The sequence below is a fragment of the Paenibacillus sp. 01T422 genome, from assembly GCF_056398785.1.
In genome coordinates this window covers 1-20,353 of the sequence record NZ_JBFTQB010000012.1, presented here as the reverse complement: position 1 = coordinate 20,353, position 20,353 = coordinate 1, and the positions used below count along the sequence as shown (strand labels likewise).

21 protein-coding genes are annotated in these 20,353 nt (G+C 44.6%); 18 read left to right on the top strand and 3 right to left on the bottom strand.

Features of this window, described 5'->3' with window-relative positions:
* The 7 genes from AC1DUA_RS01605 to dgoD form a co-directional block, all read left to right on the top strand.
* The coding region (locus AC1DUA_RS01605) for a sensor histidine kinase (protein WP_477498058.1) at positions 1 to 1,007 on the top strand (1,007 nt) is incomplete at its 5' end.
* Complete coding sequence (locus AC1DUA_RS01600; protein ID WP_477498057.1) at positions 989 to 2,179, top strand: response regulator transcription factor; 1,191 nt, start codon at positions 989 to 991, stop codon at positions 2,177 to 2,179. The genes AC1DUA_RS01605 and AC1DUA_RS01600, both read left to right, overlap by 19 nt.
* A 154-nt stretch (positions 2,180 to 2,333) precedes the next feature.
* Positions 2,334 to 3,662, top strand: a complete 1,329-nt coding sequence (locus AC1DUA_RS01595; RefSeq protein WP_477498056.1) for an ABC transporter substrate-binding protein — start codon at positions 2,334 to 2,336, stop codon at positions 3,660 to 3,662.
* 100 nt (positions 3,663 to 3,762) lie between these two features.
* Positions 3,763 to 4,644 (top strand): carbohydrate ABC transporter permease, encoded by an 882-nt coding sequence (locus AC1DUA_RS01590; protein WP_477498055.1) that lies wholly within the window; start codon positions 3,763 to 3,765, stop codon positions 4,642 to 4,644.
* 19 nt (positions 4,645 to 4,663) lie between these two features.
* On the top strand, positions 4,664 to 5,536 hold the full coding sequence (locus tag AC1DUA_RS01585; protein ID WP_477498054.1) for a carbohydrate ABC transporter permease: 873 nt from the start codon (positions 4,664 to 4,666) through the stop codon (positions 5,534 to 5,536).
* A 25-nt stretch (positions 5,537 to 5,561) separates the two neighbouring features.
* Positions 5,562 to 6,188, top strand: a complete 627-nt coding sequence (locus tag AC1DUA_RS01580) for a bifunctional 4-hydroxy-2-oxoglutarate aldolase/2-dehydro-3-deoxy-phosphogluconate aldolase (protein WP_477498053.1) — start codon at positions 5,562 to 5,564, stop codon at positions 6,186 to 6,188.
* Between the two features lie 16 nt (positions 6,189 to 6,204).
* Positions 6,205 to 7,353 carry a galactonate dehydratase gene (dgoD, locus tag AC1DUA_RS01575; RefSeq protein WP_477498052.1) on the top strand — a complete coding sequence of 383 codons (1,149 nt, stop codon included), beginning with the start codon at positions 6,205 to 6,207 and terminating at the stop codon, positions 7,351 to 7,353.
* A gap of 128 nt (positions 7,354 to 7,481) precedes the next feature.
* Here the strand turns inward: dgoD and AC1DUA_RS01570 are convergent, their stop codons facing one another.
* Both AC1DUA_RS01570 and AC1DUA_RS01565 read right to left on the bottom strand, forming a co-directional pair.
* Positions 7,482 to 8,144, bottom strand: a complete 663-nt coding sequence (locus AC1DUA_RS01570; protein WP_477498059.1) for an MgtC/SapB family protein — start codon at positions 8,142 to 8,144, stop codon at positions 7,482 to 7,484.
* Between the two features lie 260 nt (positions 8,145 to 8,404).
* Positions 8,405 to 9,238: a sugar phosphate isomerase/epimerase family protein gene (locus tag AC1DUA_RS01565; RefSeq protein WP_477498051.1), complete on the bottom strand. Its 834-nt coding sequence runs from the start codon at positions 9,236 to 9,238 to the stop codon at positions 8,405 to 8,407.
* A gap of 139 nt (positions 9,239 to 9,377) precedes the next feature.
* Here AC1DUA_RS01565 and AC1DUA_RS01560 point away from each other — a divergent pair, with 139 nt between their 5' ends.
* Entirely contained in the window at positions 9,378 to 10,418 is a 1,041-nt protein-coding gene (locus tag AC1DUA_RS01560) for a LacI family DNA-binding transcriptional regulator (protein WP_477498050.1), read from the top strand.
* 2 nt (positions 10,419 to 10,420) lie between these two features.
* Here the strand turns inward: AC1DUA_RS01560 and AC1DUA_RS01555 are convergent, their stop codons facing one another.
* Positions 10,421 to 11,275: a 3-keto-disaccharide hydrolase gene (locus AC1DUA_RS01555; protein WP_477498049.1), complete on the bottom strand. Its 855-nt coding sequence runs from the start codon at positions 11,273 to 11,275 to the stop codon at positions 10,421 to 10,423.
* 393 nt (positions 11,276 to 11,668) lie between these two features.
* Here AC1DUA_RS01555 and AC1DUA_RS01550 point away from each other — a divergent pair, with 393 nt between their 5' ends.
* The 10 genes from AC1DUA_RS01550 to AC1DUA_RS01505 form a co-directional block, all read left to right on the top strand.
* Positions 11,669 to 13,354 carry an extracellular solute-binding protein gene (locus AC1DUA_RS01550; protein ID WP_477498048.1) on the top strand — a complete coding sequence of 562 codons (1,686 nt, stop codon included), beginning with the start codon at positions 11,669 to 11,671 and terminating at the stop codon, positions 13,352 to 13,354.
* Positions 13,355 to 13,427: 73 nt separating this feature from the next.
* The gene (locus AC1DUA_RS01545) at positions 13,428 to 14,345 is read left to right on the top strand and encodes an ABC transporter permease (RefSeq protein ID WP_477498047.1); all 918 of its coding nucleotides are present in this window, start codon (positions 13,428 to 13,430) and stop codon (positions 14,343 to 14,345) included.
* Between the two features lie 18 nt (positions 14,346 to 14,363).
* Entirely contained in the window at positions 14,364 to 15,263 is a 900-nt protein-coding gene (locus tag AC1DUA_RS01540; RefSeq protein ID WP_477498046.1) for a carbohydrate ABC transporter permease, read from the top strand.
* Between the two features lie 38 nt (positions 15,264 to 15,301).
* Positions 15,302 to 15,754 (top strand): VOC family protein, encoded by a 453-nt coding sequence (locus tag AC1DUA_RS01535; RefSeq protein WP_477498045.1) that lies wholly within the window; start codon positions 15,302 to 15,304, stop codon positions 15,752 to 15,754.
* Between the two features lie 24 nt (positions 15,755 to 15,778).
* A complete protein-coding gene (locus AC1DUA_RS01530; RefSeq protein ID WP_477498044.1) occupies positions 15,779 to 16,477 on the top strand; it encodes an SDR family oxidoreductase in 699 nt (232 codons plus the stop codon).
* A 34-nt stretch (positions 16,478 to 16,511) separates the two neighbouring features.
* Positions 16,512 to 17,396, top strand: coding sequence for a TolB family protein (locus AC1DUA_RS01525; RefSeq protein ID WP_477498043.1), 885 nt, complete (start codon positions 16,512 to 16,514; stop codon positions 17,394 to 17,396).
* A gap of 17 nt (positions 17,397 to 17,413) precedes the next feature.
* The gene (locus AC1DUA_RS01520; RefSeq protein ID WP_477498042.1) at positions 17,414 to 17,857 is read left to right on the top strand and encodes a VOC family protein; all 444 of its coding nucleotides are present in this window, start codon (positions 17,414 to 17,416) and stop codon (positions 17,855 to 17,857) included.
* A gap of 36 nt (positions 17,858 to 17,893) precedes the next feature.
* The gene (locus tag AC1DUA_RS01515; RefSeq protein WP_477498041.1) at positions 17,894 to 18,124 is read left to right on the top strand and encodes an AraC family ligand binding domain-containing protein; all 231 of its coding nucleotides are present in this window, start codon (positions 17,894 to 17,896) and stop codon (positions 18,122 to 18,124) included.
* Between the two features lie 170 nt (positions 18,125 to 18,294).
* Positions 18,295 to 18,912 carry a helix-turn-helix domain-containing protein gene (locus tag AC1DUA_RS01510; protein ID WP_477498040.1) on the top strand — a complete coding sequence of 206 codons (618 nt, stop codon included), beginning with the start codon at positions 18,295 to 18,297 and terminating at the stop codon, positions 18,910 to 18,912.
* Positions 18,913 to 19,105: 193 nt separating this feature from the next.
* Positions 19,106 to 20,353: MFS transporter (locus AC1DUA_RS01505; RefSeq protein WP_477498039.1), on the top strand; the 1,248-nt coding region annotated here is incomplete at its 3' end.

The window sequence follows — 20,353 nt, the reverse complement described above, 5'->3', positions numbered from 1 at the left end:
GGGGTATGGTGCTGCAGACATCAGCTTCTTATGTCTCGCATGCGAACGACATCGTATGGTCGAAGCAGTTGGAATCGGAGAATTGGGTGGTGGAAGCCAGCATTCCATATCCTTTGTTCTTCGAATCTTCCCGTATTATTATGAAATATTCGTTATTTATTTCCGTAATGAGTCTGGTTCTTGGTCTGGTGATGGCCGGATTTTTCTCCTTCCAGATTACGAAGCCGATTAAGAAGATGGCCCAATCTATGCGCAGGTTCGGACAGGGCGAGCTTTCAATTCAGACGCCAATCTATGCCTCGGACGAATTAGGTTATCTCGGCGAGACATTCAATCGGATGACGGGCCAGATCAGGGATTTAATCGATGAGATGAGCACGACAGAGAAACTCAAAAGCGAAGCCGAATTAAAAGCGCTTCATTATCAGATTAATCCGCATTTATTATTCAATACCTTGAACAGTATTCAGTGGAAAGCTCGACTTGCCGGCCAGACAGACATTCTCAAGATGCTGGAGCATCTGGTGGTGGTGCTGGAAGGCAGCTTTAACGTGAAGCAGGTGTTGGTGCCGCTACATACGGAGCTTGAAATCATTCATCATTATTTGCAAATGCAGCGATATCGCTATGGGGATGTGTTTACCTATTCCCTACAGATTGAACCGGGACTTGAGGAGCGCCTGATTCCGCGTATGGTGCTGCAGCCGTTGTTTGAAAACATATTTTTCCACGGATTTATCGATGGTCAAGGTCATATCACATTTACGATTAGTTCCAAGGATAATCACATTCATGCAGAGATTGTCGATGATGGCATTGGCATTCGCGCGGAGCATATGAAGTTTATTTCCATAGGACAAGTCATTCCAGGGAAAACAGGTGGACTTGGGATGAGAAATGTGGATGAACGGTTTAAACATCATTTTGGCGAACCCTATGGATTAGTGGTCCATTCGGAAAGAAATAAAGGAACAAAGGTGAAGTTAAAATGGCCGAAAACACTATAAACGAACCTTACATTAAAGTGCTTATTGTCGATGACGAGCAATTGGTTCGCAAAGGATTGCGCCTGACAACGGATTGGGCCAAACATCAGATGATCGTCGTTGACGACGCACCCAATGGAAGTATAGGTTGGAACAAATTTCTGGAACACCGGCCGCATGTGGTCATTACGGACATTGTGATGCCAGAGATGGGTGGTATTGAACTCGCCCAGAAGGTGAAATCGGAAGCGCCAGATACCAAGATTTTATTCCTGAGCTGCCATAAGGATTTCGATTATGCCAAACAAGGGATACAGATTGGAATAACGGATTACATCGTGAAGACAAGTTTGGATGAACAGAAGTTGGATGAATGTTTGGATCATCTGCACCAAGAAATTGCCAAGCAGTTGTCTAAACCAACAGGAGTAGTCCCTGATGAGCCCCCTGTGGAGCATAGTGAATTGGATGAATGGCTTATTGATAAGAATCAGACAGCCAGGAATCAGTTCATGCAGCGATTGGAGAAGGAATGGAAATGGATGACAGAAGGTGGTTACATGATTCATATCTTTCAAGGTGGGCATTCACCTTTGAATCGGTCTGATGTATTAAGCGAATTATCCTATACCATCACAGAACAAGAGGATATGCTACTGCTGCAAAGCGAGGAAGATAGTTATTTCTTGATCTGCCGCAGTCAAGGTCTTCAGGCTTGCAACGAGGAACTGCTGCGAAGCAAAATCAACAACCGCTCCATCGGTTGGAGGCAGGCAGGACCCATCACGAGCCCGGATCAGTGGATGTCATCCGTACATCGATTGCATCGTCTGAGGCATATTGAGCAGGAGTTCGAACTGGTTAATGACTCGCATAAGGAGGATATTCTGAACGCGATCGACTATATTGACCAGCATCTGTATCTGGATCTCCGGGCGGCGGACATTGCCAGCAAAATTGGCGTAAGCCGCAGTTATTTTAGCACCATTTTTAAGGAAGCGACGGGGTTTAGCCTCATTTCATTTATTTCCAAACGGAAGTTGGAAAGGGCCAAAGCATTGCTGCGGAGCACATCGTTCCGGGCTGATGAAATTGCGGAGAAAGTGGGCATTAATGATGCCAAATATTTTTCCAAATGGTTTAAAAAAAGCGCTTCCTTGACGCCTGGCCAGTACCGGCTTCAAACAAAATGACGAGAAAACCAGACAAAAATGCACCTGTCCCTGAAGGGGGGCAGGCATTTTTTCGTTTTCGATAAAGATTGCACTTTTTCCAAACATTCGTCGGTATGAAACCCTTTTCATTTACTTTAACATAAGGCTATAAACATACAGGGAGGCATTCTTCATGAAAAGAAAAAGTTGGTCACTCTTATTGGCAACTTGTTTGTCCGTCAGCTTAATAGGGACAGCTTGTTCCAATTCTTCATCTACAGCGGGCGGTGCTGCAAGTCCAGCAAGTTCTGATAAGAAAGTTAAGCTGGTGGTCTGGATCTGGGAGTCAGCTAAAGCTGGTTTGGACGCAAATATAGAAGCTTTCAAAAAAGAAAATCCGAATATTGAAGTGGAATATCAAATCATGAAATCCACTGATTTATATCAGAAGTATCTGATTTCCTCCAACACGCAGGACGCAGTGCCGGATATCGTGGGGCTGGAATCTACGAATATGGCGCAGATGGTACAGATTGATTCCTTGTTGGATATTACCAAACGTGTCGAACCGTATAAAGATAAAATGAACGCCTACAAATGGGAAGATGCGACCAAAGATAACAAAGTCTACGCAATGCCTTGGGATAGCGGTCCTGTTGTGATGTTCTACCGTAATGATATTTTCGCCAAAGCGGGCTTACCGACGGATCCGAAGGAAGTCGCTCAGAAAATCCAAACATGGGATGATTATTACCAAGTGGCCAAGCAAATTAAGGAGAAAACCGGTGTTCTTATGTTCGGCGACTCCAAGACGAACTCCAGCAACCGTGTTTTTGAATCGATGATGTGGCAGCGTGGTGTCTGGTATTTTGATAAAGAAGGTAATGTATCGGTGGAAAAACCGGAAGTCAAAGAAATTACGGATTATCTGGTCAAAATGCAGAAGGAAGGTCTCGTCTACGATGCGCGCGCTAATACCGATCCTTGGGGGAACGCGATCAAAGAAGGCAAGGTTGCAACTGTAGTTGGCGGTTCCTGGCACGATGCGATTATTGAAGGCCAATATGCGCCTGATGATAAAGGCAAATGGTCAGTAACGACCATGCCGAAATGGTCCAAAGATGATAAGTATACAGGTGCGAATCAAGGCGGATCGAACTTGGCAATCAATAAAAATTCCAAGCATCCGGAAGAATCGTGGAAATTCATTGAATTCATGTTAGGGAAAGAAACATCGCAAATTACGATGATGAAAAAAGCTGGTCTATTCCCATCTTTAACGACCACTTACAGTGATGCAGCCTTTAATGAGCCATCCGCTTATTTTAACAACCAACCTATCCGTCAGGTATATGCGGAGTCCTTAAAACAAACCTATCCGCTTGCTTATTCTTCGGATTTCCCAATGGCTAATAAACGGATGACGGACGTATGGGCACAAATTTTCTTGAATAATGTGTCAACAGATCAAGCTCTGAAAGCCATGGCAGATGAGCTTCGCCAGAAAACAAAAAGGAAGTAAATCACTTTCGGCATCCTGCCCGATAAACGTATGCATGACTGCATCCGGTTATCGGAGCGATGCCTCCTTTTTTCTTTTTACCCTTTAAGGAGGTACATCCATGAGAAGTCCAGGCTGGAAACTGCAGCTTCGTTTAGCTCCCTATTTTTATATATCGCCCTACTTTCTACTGTTCTTACTTTTTTCACTGTACCCCATTATCTATTCTTTCTATCTGAGCTTTACCGATTGGAATGGGTCCAAGGAAAAGAACTTTATAGGCTTCGAGAATTATAAAGTGTTATTAAGCGATCATACGTTTTGGCTGTCCCTGTGGAATAGTGTTGTTATTTTTTTACTCTATGTGCCGATCATGCTGTTCTTAGCCTTGATTTTTGCCAGTTTGCTCAATGCCAATTGGATGGTAGGCAAGGGGTTTTTCAGGATGGCTTTATTTGTTCCCAATTTTGTATCCGTTGTTGCTGTGTCCTTTGTATTCGTACTGTTATTCAATACACAGGATGGGCTAATCAATACGCTGCTGTCTAATATGCACTGGACCAGTAAACCGATCCCTTGGCTGGAATCGCCTTGGTGGGCTCGGATATCTGTCGCGATGATGGTGCTGTATCGTTGGCTCGGCTACAATATGCTGCTGGTGTTAACGGGTCTGCAAAGCATTCCCAAGGACTTGTATGAGGCTGCGTATGTGGATGGCGCAACCAAAATAAAAAGCTTTTTCCTGATTACGGTGCCGCTTGTTAAGCAGATTTTACTCTTTTGCACGGTATTATCAACGATTGGGACTTTTTCCTTGTTTACAGAACCGTTCATTCTGACCAAAGGTGGTCCGCTTAATTCAACATTAACGCCTGTTCTGATGTTATTTAACGAAAGCTTCCAAAATTTTAATTTCGGCTATGCCTCTTCGATTGCGGTATGCTTTTTTATTCTAATGATGATCATTTCTTTGATCCAGATGCGTTTGTTTGATGAGAAATAAGAGATAAGGAGGGAACAATTTGCAAAATGCGGTCAGTCTCAACCGGCCGGTTAGGCCTAAATTAAGTACGGGAAAGACGCGATGGACAGCCATTATCATGTTCATTCTGATGATCTTGGTTTCGATTGTCATGATCTTTCCGCTGCTATGGTTGTTCGGTTCATCCGTTAAGTCGATTAGCGAAATATTCACCAATCCACCGACCTGGCTTCCACATATATGGCAATGGGGGAATTTCACCGAACTTTTTGTCAACAGAGGTTTTGGCACAGTGACCTGGAACAGCCTTCTGCTGTCCAGTGTTTTTACGATAGCAACCTTATTCCTATGTGGTTTGGGGGGATTCGCTTTTGCGAAATATCACTTCAGGGGTAAACAAGTGTTATTTGTTTTTGTGCTTGCTTCGCTGATGATTCCCCATGAGGCCACGATGGTACCGCTATTTGTTATTTATAAAAATCTCCACTTAATCGATAATCGCTGGGGAGTTATCCTTCCTGATTTGGCCAATGCGTTCGGTATCTTCTTCATGCGCCAATACTGCAGGTCTATTCCTGATGAGATGATGGAAGCAGCGCGCATTGACGGATGCTCTGAATTTACCTTGTTCCGTAAAGTAGTTTTACCTAATTTGCGATCCGCTTTTGCGGCGCTGGGCATCATTTTATTTGTCAAACAATGGAATRACTTTATGTGGCCTGTTGTCATTCTAAGATCCAAAGAAAATATGACCCTCGCTGTCGCTCTGAAGGCGCTGGAGGACAGCAACAATACACCCTATCATTTGATTATGGCTGGCTCGGTGATCAGTGTGCTGCCTCTTTTGATCATTGTACTTATTTTCCAAAAGCAATTAATTTCGGGCTTGACCGAAGGGGCTGTCAAAGGATAACAGCCATTGGAAGGAGCAGAATCGCATGTCCATTTTGTCACAGATTCTTGAACACAAAATTATCAGCATCGTGAGGGGTACGGATCTGCAGCATATGCTGCCTGTAGCGCAGGCGCTGCATGCAGGAGGCATTCGGCTGATCGAAGTCACGATGAACACTCCAGGTGCCCTAGAGGCCATTCGTCTGCTGCGCGCCGAATTCGGCGACGACATGGCGATCGGGGCCGGGACCGTACTCGATCCGGAGTCGGCGCGAGCAGCGCTGCTTGCCGGAGCCTCGTTCCTCCTCTCGCCGTCGCTGAACGTGGAAACGATACGTCTGACCAAACGTTATGGTGCCGTCAGTATTCCCGGCGCTTTTACGCCTACGGAAATCGTGACGGCTTATGAACATGGTGCCGATATCGTGAAGATTTTCCCGGCTGACACCATCTCGCCGTCATTTATCAAGAGCCTGCGAGGCCCTCTGTCGCAAATTCCACTAATGCCAACGGGCGGCATAGATTTGCACAATATTCGCGCTTTTGTGGACGCTGGGGCTGCTGCCTTAGGGATTGGCGGTTCGCTTGTCCCAGGTAAGTGGGTTATCAATACCGATTCTTTAGAACAATTAACACAAAAAGCAGCTCAGTTCGTCAGGGCGACCCAATAGAGAGGGGATATGATTTATGAAAATTACCGGCTATGAACTATTCAAAGTACCTCCGAGGTGGCTATTCCTCAAATTGGAAACCGATGAAGGCCTTGTAGGCTGGGGGGAGCCTGTGATTGAGGGCAAGGCAGCCACGGTGGAAACGGCTGTTCATGAAATGATGACGTATCTGATTGGGAAAGATGCACTTCGTATCGAAGATCATTGGCAAACGATGTATCGCGCAGGCTTCTATCGCGGGGGTCCAATTCTGATGAGTGCGATTGCTGGCATTGATCAGGCGTTGTGGGATCTTAAAGGCAAATATTATAATGCCCCTGTCTATCAATTATTAGGTGGCGCTTGCCGGGATTCGATTCGTGTCTATTCCTGGATTGGGGGAGACCGTCCAAGTGATGTCGGTCAAGCGGCTAAATCCATTGTTGACGCAGGATTCACGGCGGTCAAAATGAATGGGACAGAGGAGCTCCAATATATTGATTCCTACGAGAAGATCGATCAAGTGTTGGAACGTGTTGCTGCTATTCGCGAATCTGTCGGCAAATATGTAGGTATTGGCGTTGATTTTCATGGTCGCGTCCATAAACCGATGGCCAAAATTCTCGCTAAGGAGCTCGAACCTTTCAAACTGATGTTTATCGAGGAGCCTGTCTTGGCTGAAAATAACGAGGCATTACGTGAAATTGCCCGGCATACGTCTATCCCTATCGCAACTGGTGAAAGAATGTTCTCCCGTTGGGATTTCAAGTCGCTGCTGGCGGATGGTTATGTGGATATTATCCAACCTGATCTCTCCCATGCCGGGGGGATTACAGAGTGTAAGAAAATTGCTTCGATGGCGGAGGCCTATGATGTTGCTCTGGCACCGCATTGTCCGCTTGGACCTATTGCGTTGGCGGCATGTCTTCAGGTGGACGCAACCGCACATAACGCGTTCATCCAGGAGCAAAGTCTAGGCATTCACTATAATCAAGGCAGTGATTTGCTAGATTATATAGTTGATGGTTCTGTATTTGCGTATAAAGACGGATTCGTCCAAATCCCTCAAGGGCCTGGACTAGGTATTGAAGTGAACGAAGCGCATGTCAGGAAGATGGCGGCTGTTGGGCATCAATGGCAGAACCCTGTATGGCGGCATAAAGATGGCAGTGTCGCCGAGTGGTAGTCGAATGCACACTTCGAATATGATTTGAGCCCAGAGGGCTGCTATGCAAAGGACCGGGACCCCGAGGGGGTTCCGGTCCTTATTTTTATTAGTCGGGTTAAGTTGATACAAGAATCCAGCGCAGCGCATTACTGGACCTCAACTGCATTAACGAAGGGGATGTTGTGAAAGAGGGATAAAATTTGGTCAAAATCTAAATCCACAGGTAGTTTAATCGTGAGATCCAAGTGAATTTCTGAGGTTCCCCTTAATTTCTCACTTTGAAAATTTATGATCCTGATCCCTTTTTCTTTAAGCATTGTTTGCAGGTTCTCTAATGAGCCTGCTTCGTTAATTATACGTATAATTAAGTGTTCTGATCTAGGTGCATTTAACCAAGAAAAACGTCTGTGCAACAAAATTTGAGCCAAAAGAATTAGAACGGTAACACCAATTCCCAAGACATATAAGCCAGATCCGATAGCCATTCCGATGCCTGCCGTTGTCCAGATCCCTGCTGCTGTAGTAAGACCTTTCACCGTATGCCGTTGCATAAAGATCATACCTGCTCCTAGAAACCCTACACCACTTACAACCTGGGCTGCTATTCTTGAGGGATCAAGAGCTATGCCAGTTTGTCCTAGTTCATCATAAAAGCCATATTTGGAAACTAGCATCATCAAAGAAGCACCAATAGCAACAACAAAATGAGTTCTAATTCCAGCTTCTTTCATTCTGTTTTTACGTTCATATCTAATGAATAGTCCGCAAATGCCGGCAATTATCACTTGAAATAAATATTCAAATCCCATCAATTGATTCCCATCCTTCTCAGATTATTGAAAGCGCTTTATCGGGAATTTTACCCTAATGAGCGAAAAAGATCAATTTCTCTTTGGAAAGAATATATGGATGGGTTCTAGTGATAGTGGCGCAAAAAGCAAGAGGTTGTGCATTTTCGGGATGGGGGATTGATAGATAGATGAAGACCGGGACTCCGAGGGAGTCCCGGTTTCTTATTGCGTAACCCTGATTCTCGGTTTTTTCAGGTTGTTTCTATTTTTACTTTTTCTTACATAGGAATTCTGAGCTCCGAAGCAATTCTTGAGATGTACCCACTAGCTTCGCGATAGGCTTCATTGCTTGAAAGATGCTCAATAATGAGCGTAGTATCGGGATGAAGCTTGTTAAGTTCTGTGAGGAATGTCCGATAATCCAGATGACCTTGACCAGGGATAACCTCATCCAGATGGACGGTTAACTTACCTCTCAGAAGAATATCCTTGGCATGGCAGTTTCGAATATAGGGTCCAAGTTTCGTGAAGAAATCTCGTATCATATCGCCATTGCGATAATAAATACGTGGATTTGTGATGATGTTCACAGGATCGAAATGCACGCCAAAGCCTTTGCGGTCAATCGCCTGAACCAAGGAAAGGTAAGAATCTGCGGAATCCGGGAAAATCCAAGGCATCATCTCCAAAGCAAAAACGGTACGCTCAGGCTTAACGGCGTCTATAATTTCGCGGGTTGTTGCTACAATCAACTCAAAAGTATCATCACTAAAATTGTCAGGATCCGGACCATCCCATTGCTCCCCACGGGAACCAGCTATATTGACGCAGCATTGTGCTCCGATCCGTTCTGCCAGCTCCAGCCTTTTGATGCAATAGGCGATGGCTTGCTGCCTTGTCTCCTCATTTCGGCTGATTGGATTGCTCCAGGCGCCGACTTCGGAGATTAGGATGTCATGGCGCTTGGCCAATGTCAGATAATCTTCAAGCTCACTGATATCATCCTCACCATTAATCGGGCAAGTTGTTGCGCGAAAGCCAGCTTCCTTGAGGGCAAAGGCCCAATTCTCCGGGTTTTTCTCATTAAGAAATACTTGACCGCCAAGACGCATCGGAATCCCATCCTTTGTAAACAGATAATTGCTTTACTGCAATGTTGATGCTAATCATGTGCTAAAAAAACATTGACAACGATTTCTAGGCATGTGTATGATGTGCGTAAACACGCGTTCACGAAAGAGGATGAGCAACATGAAAAAAACAGATATCAATAGCACAGAGATTGCTCGGCTTGCCGGCGTTTCCAGAAGCACGGTAAGCAGGGTCATCAACAATTATTCTAATGTACCTGCTGAGACGCGCGAGAAAGTTCTGAAAGTGATCCAACAATATAATTATTTCCCTAATGTGTCCGCCCAGGTCCTTGCGGGGAAGCGAGCACGTACGATCGGTCTGTTTCTCATTGAGCAAGGGAATGTATCCGGCGATATGCTGACGAATATGCTTATCGTTAGTGTTATAGAACATGCTTCCGAGCATGGCTACTATGTGCTTACACACATTATTCGTGATGCCAAGGACACGGAAATGATCAAAAATGTTAAAGAGATTTTCTTTCAGCGTAGAATTGATGGAGGCATCTTTATCGGCGCAGCCATTCATGAACCGTTCATTGAAGAATTGATCGATGAAGGATTTGTGATTGGCATTGTTGACCAAACGCTTTCGGAGCATCCTGAGCCCAATCGGATCGTATCCAAATTTAATAATGATTCGGGCATGAAACAGGCTGTAGCCTATTTGGCAGGACTTGGTCATTCTAGCATAGGTGTCATCAATGGAGACATGAATCGTCTATCTGGACAGACCAAATATGAGGGCTACAAAACAGCGATGCGCATGTGCGGCTTGCAGGTGAATCCGAATTGGGTTCTGGATGCCAATTTTCACGAGCGAGGCGGTTATATGGCCATACAAAACCTAATCAGTCAGGAAGTTGACCTGCCAACAGCGATCATAGCCGCGAATGATAGTGTTGCCTTTGGTGCAATTAGGGCGCTTAAAGAGCATAAACTGCGAGTTCCCGAAGATCTATCTATTATTGGTTTCGATGACCATGCCCTAAGTGAGAAACATCATCCTGCGTTAACAACCATTCGTGTCGATTTTAGCGAAATGTTGAAACGTATGACCTCCTATTTGATCACCAAAATTGAACAGAAGACTTCGGACATCAAAGAGATCACGGTTGATTGTAGTCTGGTTGTCAGAGAATCGTGTAGAAGAATTTAAATCTATGTTTCGTTCCCCGGTCGACTAAGCTCCCGAATTCGAATGTTGCGCCACCTGCAGGCTGCGTGTGGTGCCCATCGCGCGTCCCCCATTCCGGGATCGTTATCATGGATTTCAAATGCGATATGTCCCTTCGAGCCCAGCAGATCCCGGACCTTGGCTGCATTATATAAGGGGTGCTTCAGATCCGCTGTATCCATTTCAGATATTTTCATACCGTTAATATGGACGGTGATTCGTGGGGATGCTCCTTCAACACGAATCTTGAATTCATTCCAATCATTCCATTTCCATATGGACAGGAACTGCTCCCCAGTTGCCGCATAATCAAGCAGTGCGGGCTTGTCGGGGGTAAGGGGTTCAATGGTTGTCGAGGGATCTTCCAGTCGCAGCCCTGCGGGATTTCCTTGCTCATCGTATTTCGCATCTAAGGTGAAAGAAATGCCATGGAAGCCTCCGATCCCATTGCCATAAATACCACCTATATTTCCCGAACGACGGTGATCCAGAAGAATCTGGAAGCCTTGTGAACCAAGGGCTGAGGCACGTACCAAGATGCCGGTATCCGCTGGCCAGTCGGGACGCGCCTCGAAGATCAATTCATAATCCCCGTAAACCTCATCGCTAAGCAGATAACCACCATAACCGGATCCAGGTGGATCCTGCCGTCCTGTGATTGCACCATCCTCAACTGTCCATTTACCACATGTCTGCGCGGCATGTTGGTATTTCTCGGTGGTCGTATCAGGGCCAGGTTCGCCGGGAGCGCGGGGAACAGGCAAGCGAGGAACGAAATGCCATCCTGTGAGCGTTATCCCATCAAAGATGGGGGTGAAGTGTGCATCGTTTTTCTGCATAATACCTCCTTGTGTTCAACAATGAGTGAAATGTATGCTGTTTGATAATTATACCATAAACACGTGTTTAGACAATGGAGATTATGAGAGATGATGATTTTTTGTTTGGAAATTCATAGAAATTAATGGTTGACAGCGCTTTTATCGGTTGTGTATGATGAGTCCATAGACACGTGTTTACAGAGTGATTGGCGCAATTGAGCATGAAAATGGTGGTAAAGAGGTTCGAAAATTTTTTGAACAAAAATAAACGCGCGTTCAGTCGGTTTTTGGCGATTCATAGGGTGGTTTTAGCGTTGAATAAACGCGTGTTTATGGTGACGGAACGTTGGAAGTGACTTTATACAGGTGTTGTCTACATGTTCATCAATCCAAATACAGGAGGAATTACACGTGAAAGAGCTGAAAATCAAAAGAGTTCTACCGCACGCATTGGTGGCCCTACTTACGGTTTTTACTATTTCAGCTTGTGAAACCGCTACCACAGGGACAGGGTCTGATGCAAAGAGCACTATCAATCCCTCAGAAAACATAGACCCTGATGGGAAATATCAGAAGCCTGTCACGATGACTTGGGCTGTTCAAACCGCAGCAGCTTCCAAGCTTCTTGACAAAGAAACCTGGGAAGACAACCGTTGGAGCCGTTTGTTCAAAGATAAGCTCAATATCGATCTTCAGGTTGCCTTCACGGCAGACAGCAGCACGGACGCCTATAAAAATAAACTGAATGCCATCATTGCTTCAGGCGATCTGCCGGACGTCTTCAAAACGCAGGATCCAAACGTATTCCTGCAGTTGGCACAGAATGGGCAGCTTGCTGATCTTACCGAGGTGTATAACAAATACGCAACGGATTCAATCAAGGAATATCAGAAGCGATTTGCTGATTCCTTTCAGGGAGCTACAATAGATGGCAAACTTTACGCCATACCACGTATGAACGACAACTTCCACGAGGCACCGTTTCTTTGGATACGGGAAGACTGGCTCAAGCGCACGAATTCTCAGCCACCCAAGACCGTAGAAGAACTTGTTGCTCTTGCCAAGAAGTTCGCTACCGAAGATCCGGATGGAAATGGTAAGAATGGCGATACGGTTGGGCTTGCCCTCAACAAGGATCTTATCAGGCAAAATCATGCCAGCATTCTCGGTTTGGTTTCCGCATTTGGTGTTCCTGGACGCGACGAGAGCATGTTCTATCGTGACCAGAATGGCAAAATGACGTTTGCTTGGATTCAGCCGAACATGAAGCCGGCGCTTGCTGTATTGGCAGATATGTATAAACAAGGACTTATTAATAAGGATTTTACGTCAAAAAGCGAATCAGCACTCGTAGAAGATATTACTAGCGGTAAGATCGGTATGGCTTTCGGCAGCAATTGGGGCACCTGGTACCCATACAATAATGTTTATAAAAAAGATGGGGTTATTGTACGTCCATACCCTATACCCACACAGTCCGGCTACGATTACAAAATTGGTATCGAGAGTAACGCTGTTGGCCAGATGACGATGGTGAGGAAAGATTACAAAAACCCCGAAGCCGTTATTAAGATGCTAAATCTGTACGATGAGACCGTTAACTATTCGACAAAGGATGTCTACGATAAATACTGGGCTAATGAGCAATATCGACTATCGCCAATTTATATCGATCAACCGGGTGAGGTTTACGCAGCTGATTTGTTGAAAGCTATGGACAAAGGGTCATCTGAAGGTCTCCCTCCAGCCGCAAAGCCCTTATATGACTACATTGCTGGCTTTGAGAATGGAACTCTTGCCAAAGATGACAACGCCTTCGGTACCTGGGGTCAAATGTCAAAGTCAGGCTCCTTGCCCATCGTATTGAACAAGTACATCCCCGACAAGGCGATCGTCCAGAGTATCCTTGGTATTCAAAGGCCAGACGTATGGTTAACGAATGTGTCAACATTGGATACCCTTACCATAACAACCTTTACTGATATCATAACAGGCGCTAAACCTGTCGATTATTTCGATACCTTTGTACAGCAGTGGTTGAAGGCAGGCGGCCAAAAGTCACTTGATGAACTTGATAAAATTTACCCGGCCAAATAATTCGTAAATGGCTGCGGCGGGTGTTGTCTCGCCGCAGACAGGTTCCCAATCATTGACAGGTGGTGGTGAAGCGGTGTTTGCGAGTCTGAAACGAAAAGACAAGATGTTAAGAGAACTACCCTTATATCTCATGTTGTTCCCCGCTGTTGTTCTGGTAGCCATCTTCAGCTATGGCTCCATGGCTGGCGTAATCATCGCTTTTCAAAAATTTATTCCGGCGAAAGGGATGTTCGGGAACCAACAATGGGTAGGCTTTCAAAATTTCGTTACGTTATTTTCCATGCCGAATATAGGGATGGTTATACGGAATACGGTTATTATTGCATTGTGTAAAATGATTGCCGGCGTCGTGGTTCCGGTGGGGTTCGCTCTGCTGCTCAACGAAGTCAGGAATCATTTTACGAAGCGTATTTTCCAGACGCTGGTCTATTTACCGCACTTTCTATCATGGGTCATTTTATCTGGCATTTTATTAAATCTTTTGTCACCGAACGAGGGCTTTGTCAATATTGTTTTATCCAAGCTTGGTATAGAGCCCATCTTTTTCCTGGGAAACCCGAATGTGTTTCCAGCCACGATGGTCCTAAGCGATATCTGGAAAACTTTTGGATTCGGATCGGTGATTTATCTGGCTGCACTCACAGGCATAGACCCTGCACTTTACGAGGCCGCAGTCATTGACGGCGCAAATCGCTGGCAGCAGACAAGGCACATCACTCTGCCTGGTATCTCATCAATGGTCGTACTGATGACCGTCTTGGGCCTTGCGAATATCCTTAATGGCGGTTTCGATCAAATCTATAATATGTACAGCCCCGTGGTCTACTCCACTGGCGATATCTTGGATACATTCGTGTTCCGTCTGGGCATTGAGCAGGCGCAATACGCGCTCTCCACTGCCGCAGGCCTGTTTAAGTCGTGTGTATCGCTAATTTTTATCGTTGTGTCTTATTACTTGGCGGACAAATTAACCGGCTATAGAGTCTTCTAATGGAAAGGAGAGATGACCATGGGAATAAAGGATTCCATATCACGCAAAATATTCCTAGTGAGCAATTCCGTATTCCTGCTGCTTGTTGCACTTTTGTGCATAGCGCCGTTTATCAACCTGCTGGCTGTATCATTTTCAGATAAAGTAGCCGTAGCTGCAGGGGAAGTTACTTTTTTCCCAGTGGGATTTACAACAATCTCTTATCAATTTATTACGAATACCTCGAAATTCTTCATGTCGCTGCTAGTCTCTATCAAACGAACGGCCATCGGAGTTCCGCTCAATTTACTATTGATCATTTTGACAGCTTATCCACTTTCTAAATCCAAAGAGGATTTTGGTGCGCGGAGTATTTTCTCATGGTTCTTTGTTGTGACTATCCTCTTCAATGCCGGATTGATTCCTACCTACATGGTGGTGAAGAGCACCGGAATAATGAATACCATCTGGGCGCTTGTTTTGCCAGGGGCAGTCCCTGTGTTCAGCATGCTGGTCGTGATGAATTACATGCGTAGTCTGCCGAAGGAATTGCTGGAGGCGGCGTATATGGACGGCGCGAGTCATGTGCAGACGCTAATCCGGGTAATTTTGCCGGTTTCAATACCCACGCTGGCGACAGTTACGTTATTTTCATTCGTAGACCATTGGAACAGCTGGTTTGACGGCATGATTTATATGAACAAAATTCAGAATTATCCGTTACAAACCTATTTGCAAACGGTTGTCGTGAATCCGGAAGAATTTATTCGCAACAACACCGATCTTAGTGGCAACTTATCCAAATATTTGTCCATGGTTAGTGCTCGAACGACGGGAGCTGCGCAAATGTTCTTGGCGATGATACCGATTTTATGCATCTATCCCTTCTTGCAAAAGTATTTTACAACTGGGCTAGTGATGGGCAGTGTGAAGGAATGAGGCAGAAGAAGTGAAAATGAAAATAGGAAGGTGTAAAAATGAAAAATAACATTAGCTTTGACGGCTTTATTCAGATCGCTATTGTCGTTAATGACATCCAGAAGGCTGCGGAGACTTGGGCAAATTTATTGAATTTTCCTGTGCCGGAAATCCGTTATCTTCCTCCCGTACATAATCCYGATTTGACGTATCGTGGAAAACCGGCCTTCTATGGTCTCAAGCTTGCGAATATCCGGGTTGGCAACTTCGTTATTGAATTGCACGAACCAGACGAGAAAGACAGTACGTTCAGGGAGTTTCTTGATCAGCATGGCAACGGTGTACATCATCTAGGTTTCCAGGTTGGCGAGAAGCGTGATGCCATCATCGGCGAGCTGGAGGAGATGGGTTATGCTATGCGGACTATAGGTTATTATCCTGGCAGCAGCTGGACCATTGTCGACGCTGAGGACGATTTGGGTGTTAATTTGAACATCAAGCCCCGAGCCTAACATGGGCAAAAAGGAGGAGCAGAAATGAATATTGTCATTACCGGTGCAAATCGTGGTCTTGGGTTCGAACTGACACTCGCTGCCGTACAGAGGGGTCACAAGGTTATAGCTGGCAGTCGTTCACCGCAGGAACAGGGAAAATTGTTGGAACTGGTCAGCCGTTTCCCCGGCCAAATTAATCCTGTTCAGCTCGATGTATGCGACGAAGAATCGATTGCCCGGTTAGCGGAAGCGTTACGTGCAGAAAAACAAACGGTCGATGCCGTCATTAACAACGCGGGGATTTTACTCGGAAGAGGGGTTGCTTTAGAAGAATTGCCTATCGAGGATGTCGTTCGTTCCTTCGAAGTTAATTTGTTTGGTCCGATGATGGTCATCAAACATTTGCTGCCTCTAATGGGAGAGGGTGAAGCGCAATCCATCCTAAACATTTCATCCGAAGCAGGTAGTATCTCCAATGCCTATGGGGGAGATTTTCCTTATGCGATTTCCAAAACAGCGATCAATATGTTCTCTAAACAGCTTAAAAGGTATGTAAAAGATAAAGGAATCCGTGTATACGCCATTCACCCAGGCTGGATCAAGACAGACATGGGTGGCGAGAGAGCTCCCGGAGACCCTGCCGAAAGTGCCAATGGCATTCTCGACATTCTCGAAATGAAAAAGGAAATGGCTCCAGAATCCTTTTTTATCAATTATAAAGGAGAACCTATGCCTATTTAATCGTTAGGCGAAATGAAAATGAAGGAGATTTGCGATGAATACGTTAAAGGAACCACGAACAGTAGAAAGAAGAAACGTGATCAGCCTATTGGAAACAGTCGATGTGGTTAGTGGCGAACGGAATATCTTAGCTGAGTTTGATTTTCTGATTGAAGCGCCCAATTGGACGTGTGATGGCAATCATCTTGTTTATAATAGCTTAGGCCGACTTTATAAGTTTGAGCTTGCGACAAGGGAAAGTGCAGCTATTGAGTCCGGTTACGCCGTTCAATGCAATAACGACCATGTGCTCTCGCCGGATAACTCGTATGTTGCGGTAAGTCATCACACTCACGAAGATGGTCATTCTCGTATCTATACGTTTCCCTTGCAGGGTGGCGAGCCGACGCTGATTACGCCGTTAGCTCCAAGCTACTTGCACGGTTGGTCACCGGACGGAAGTACGCTAGCTTATTGCGCAGAGCGGAACAGTGAATACGACATCTACACCATTCCTGTAAACGGGGGTATAGAAACACAATTAACGCATACCACCGGTTTAAATGATGGCCCTGAATATTCTCCTGACGGGCAACACATCTGGTTCAACTCGGTACGAACAGGTCTTATGCAAGTATGGCGTATGAATGCTGATGGCAGTGAGCAGACCCAAATGACGTTTGACGAGAGCAATAATTGGTTCCCTCATGTGTCTCCGGATGGAGAATTGGTAGCCTATATCACTTATCGCAAGGGAGATGTCTCCCCAGGCGATCATCCCGCCAACAAAGAGGTGGAAATTCGTGTAATGTCCAGCTCGGGGGGCGGGGATCGAACGATTGTCGAACTGTTCGGGGGGCAGGGAACGCTTAACGTCAATTCCTGGTCGCCAGACAGCAGGCGTTTGGCTTTTGTTAGCTATCGAATCAATCCTGCTTAAAGGAAAGGAGAAAAACGATGGAACATACGATTCTAGGTACAACTCTGGTTTGTCAGATTGCCATGATCGTTCGTGATGTGGAGAAGGCGACCCTTCGCTTTGCTGAGCTTTTAGGAGTCCCTGCTCCCACGATTATCATGGCTAATGAAGATGGCAGCGACACAGTTAGCTACATGGGGCAACCCACAAAAGGGAGAGTAAGGCTTTCCTTTTTTCACATGGAAAATCTAGTGATCGAATTCATTGAACCTACCAGTGACCCTTCAACCTGGAAGGAATTCCTTGATACAAAAGGTCCGGGAGTTCATCACATCGCTTTCAAGGCCAAGAATAGAATGCTTGAAACAGCTGCTAAGCTGGAGGAATTCGGGTTCCCGCTTATTCAAAATGGCAATAAATATGCTTATGTAGAAAGCACAGACGATTTGGGCGTCATCCTTGAACTTCTTGATATTGACTGAATGTACATTTGATGCCAGGACTATGCGTTAACACTGGTGGATGCTTGTCAGCACTTATTCAAGCATCGGACACGGACCGATTCAAACGGTCCCTTTGCTATCGCAATTGTCCTACAAGGAAGAGGGACTCTATCCTATGACTCGGGAATGGTAGTTATCGGTCAAGGAGATACCTTCTTCTTACCGGCTTCTATGACGACTATGAAGTGGGTCCGTGAAGGAGATTCACCCTTGCAGGTAATCTTTTGTTACCCGCCAATCTCATGAAGAAGGAGCTGATGCTCCTTCTTTTTTGGCATGAAGGCAGCCGGCACACGGAGACTGCCTTTGTCTGTTGAACTAACGAACAGATTAGTTTAAGATCAAATGCAGGGAACTTTATCACAAGTAAGACAACCCCTTGAATGAAATAACACAAATGGCGAAGAATAATAGGCATGATCGAATATGAAGGGGAGGCTCCTCGGATATTCAGCGATGAACAATTAAACATTCTTAACAGAGTCCCTAATAATAAAGTTCGATCCTTTAAGAATATTTTATTATCCCACAATACCCTTTATAGTTATGCAGCTGAAAAGGGGGGCTTAAGTGCATGGCAATGCCACTTTATATCCGAGAAATATGCCATTATAATCGAGCATTCCGAGACCCTTTCTGAACTGGATCAGATTCACTCCAATATGGTAACCGAATACTCCGATCCTACAATCCGAAAATCGAAAAGCGGCAATTTATCTATTGTAGAAAAAGCAGAAGATTATATAAAGATGAATTTCTCAGAGGACATTTCTATGGAGGAAATGGCGCGGAAATTACACGTACATCCCTCACATCTAATGCGTGTGTTTAAGAAAGAAAAAGGAATAACCATTAGTCATTATCGGAATATGAGAAGAATAAAAGAAGCAAAAGAACTCATCCTATATTCCAATCTATCTATGACTGAAATATCCTTTATGGTGGGGCTTAGCAACCCTCAGTACTTTTCTAAGTTTTTTAAAGAGGTCGAAGGAATAACTCCTCTACAGTTTAAAAAGAGGAATAAGAACTAGCCCATAAAACTTGAAGAGATGTGTGTGGAGGTATAAATTGTTTAAGCGGTGTATGAGAAATCATACGCCTATTTCCGTTTTGGATAAAAATTGATGCAATTTTACTATAAAAACATGCAATTGTAGTGTAAAAGTGTTTTTAATGTTGGATGTATACTGAAAGAAATCAAGTACTTGCATTGGAGGGTGACTCATGAAGAAGTTTGGGGTAAGGGATCAAATTGGTTATGCGCTGGGGGATGTTGGGGGAAGCTTTGTTAACTTATATATAGGTGGATTTTTCTTAATCTTTTGTACCTATGTGTTAGGTGTAAGCCCTTACTTTATGGGGACTATGTTTTTATTAGGCAAATTCTTTGATGCCATTTGTAATGTGATTATGGGAACTCTCCCGGATCGTTGGAAATTAGGGAAATCCGGCGATAAATTCTTACCGTATATTAATATATCCAAATGGATATTAGCAGCTTCTTGTTTATTATCTTTTGCTGATGTATCTAGTTGGGGATCTGCAGCAACTCATGTTTGGGTAGTATTCGTTTATTTATTCTTCTGTGTCGCCTATACAGCCGATTCGATCCCTTACGGTTCTCTTGCTTCCGTTATTACAAATGATCCTGTTGAACGCACAAAATTATCACGTGCTCGTGCTATTGGCGGTATGATTGTTGGGGTTGGATTCTTATCTTTCGTTCCCATGTTTATCTATGATAAGACTAAGTCTGTAGTACCAGAAGCATTCTTTCAAATTGCCATTGTGTTTAGTATTTTATCTGTATTAGCTTATTCAGGACTTATCAGATTAACAACAGAACGTATCCGCGTGGATGAACCGGTAGGAACGAAATCCGATTATCGTTTTATAGATGCATTTAAGGCAGCGATCAAAAATAGACCGTTAATCGGTATGATGGTGGCATCAATTGGTTCGTTACTAATGATCAATGGTGTAAGCCAATTAGCTCCAATTGTATTTGCAGAACGTTATCATATGCCTGGTGCTTTCGCTATTAACTCTTTCGTTAGCATGGGTGTTACGCTTGTGTTATTTGTAATCGTTCCCAAATTGGTAGCGAAGTACAACAAAAGAATTTTAGTTATTGCTGCATCCATCTTCAGTCTAGTAGCAGCATTATTAATGACACTTGTTACATTTGAAAATGTATACGTATTCATGGTTTTATATAACCTTGCTACAATCGGCTCAATCGTTTTCGTCATGGTCGTTTGGGCTCTTGTAACAGATTGTATCGACTACACCGAACTTCAAACTGGCAAACATTACGAAGGAACCCTTTATTCCTTATATTCCTTTGCTCGTAAAGTAGGGATGGGATTAGGTTCTGCAATCGGAAGTTACGCTCTAGGTTGGGTAGGTTTCGTTACTGGAGCAAAAACTCAATCGCCGGCAGTAGCGGAAGGTGTGCTGAAAATATACACG